This window comes from Synechococcus sp. R8-2 (assembly GCF_047461715.1).
Taxonomy (GTDB): domain Bacteria; phylum Cyanobacteriota; class Cyanobacteriia; order Thermostichales; family Thermostichaceae; genus Thermostichus.
Genome location: NZ_JANSHQ010000354.1, coordinates 1 through 1688 on the forward strand (window position 1 = coordinate 1; position 1688 = coordinate 1688).

General features: G+C 60.1%; 2 protein-coding genes. One reads left to right on the forward strand and one right to left on the reverse strand.

What is annotated here, in order from left to right:
* Window positions 1-542 (reverse strand): cob(I)yrinic acid a,c-diamide adenosyltransferase (locus NW819_RS08900; RefSeq protein WP_414413530.1); only part of this gene is annotated, 542 nt, incomplete at its 3' end.
* A gap of 183 nt (window positions 543-725) precedes the next feature.
* Between NW819_RS08900 and NW819_RS08905 the strand changes: the two genes are divergently transcribed.
* Window positions 726-1670: a PLP-dependent cysteine synthase family protein gene (locus NW819_RS08905; RefSeq protein WP_148202762.1), complete on the forward strand. Its 945-nt coding sequence runs from the start codon at window positions 726-728 to the stop codon at window positions 1668-1670.
* The last annotated feature ends 18 nt before the right edge of the window (window positions 1671-1688 follow it).

The following is a 1688-nucleotide window of genomic DNA, read 5'->3' on the forward strand; positions in this document are numbered from 1 at the left end:
CTGCGCATTTCCGAGTGCAAATCCGCCAGGTCGATAATTTCCTTGGGAGCGCCGCGCCCGGTGATGATCACCTCCATGGCCTCCGGCTTTTGCTTGAGGGTACTGACCACCTCCTCCACAGGCAACAGGCCCAGATCCAGCACCGGGTTGAGCTCATCCAGCACCACCACCGAGTAAAACCCCGACGCCAAAGCCCCTTTGGCCACATCCCAACCGCGGCGGGCCTCCTGACGGTCAAACTTGGTGATCTCATCTGGGCCGAAAAACTCTCCCCGCCCGGTGCGCAATTGATCGATGAGATGGGGGAAGCCTCGCTGCAGAGCCGCAATGGCCGCATCCTCAGCATAGGTTCGGCCTGGCCCCTTGAGAAACCGCACCAGCAACACCCGGCTGGGGGCCGCCTTTTCGATCCCCAAGCCAATGGAACGCAGCACAACCCCTAGGGCCGCCTGGGACTTGCCTTTGCCCTCGCCGTCGTAGACATGGATCTGGCCCCGTCGCCGATCAAACTGCTGGGCAGTCACAATCCCAATTTCTGCCATGCCCCTCCGCGTCATCCTGCTGTGGGAAAATCCCACTTTTCTACCCCCATCTTAGAGCCTACTTGGAGCCTAGCCAGAACTTGGGCAGGAGGGGGAAACTAAAAAGCTCCCAAGAGGCCGGAAAGACCGGGGTAAGATGAGCAATGGTTGTCCAGCCGATGCCTGTCTAGCGAGGGATCCCCCTTGTATCCGACTGCATTTTCTTCTCGCCCGTTACTCCCTGCTGTGGATAGCCCTATTGAGCTGGTGGGGGGGACGCCGCTGATCCGTCTGCGGCGGGTTGCTGCCGATTTGCCGGAATCGGTACGGGTATATGGCAAGGCAGAGTGGTACAACCCTGGGGGTTCAGTCAAGGATCGCCCGGCCCTCAACATGATTCGCGCTGGCGAACGCCAGGGCAAGCTTACCCCCGGCAAGATCATCCTCGATGCCACCAGCGGTAACACCGGCATCGCCTATGCCTGGATCGGGGCCGCCTTGGGCTACAAGGTCAAGCTGGCTCTTCCCGCCAACGCCAGCCCAGAGCGCAAGAAGATCCTGGCTGCCTATGGCGTGGACTTGGTTCTGACGGATCCCGCTCTGGGATCCGATGGGGCCATCGAGAAAGCCCGCGCCCTCTATGCGGAAAACCCCGAGCTTTATTTCTACCCTGACCAGTACAGCAACCCCGCCAACTGGCAAGCCCACTACGAAACCACTGGGGTGGAGATTTGGGAGCAAACCCAGGGGCAGGTCACCCATTTTGTTACCGGGCTAGGCACCAGCGGCACCTGTATGGGGGTGGGGCGGCGCCTGCGAGAGTATCGCCCGGATATCCAAATCATTGCCATGCAGCCCGACTCTCCCTTCCATGGCCTAGAAGGGCTCAAGCACATGGCCACAGCTCTAAAACCCGAGATTTACGATCCCACTCTGCCTGACCAGCACATTGAGATCTCCACAGAAGCAGCCCAGAAAATGGTCAAGCGCTTGGCGTTGGAAGAAGGCCTGCTGGTGGGCATCTCTGCCGGCGCCAATGTGGTGGCAGCCCTAGAGGTGGCCCGTCAGCTCTCCTCTGGAGTGGTGGTGACCATCTTTTGCGACGGGGCTGACAAATATCTTTCCGAGCGTTTCTGGACAGAGGAGTGACATCCTCCCGGCGCTCGT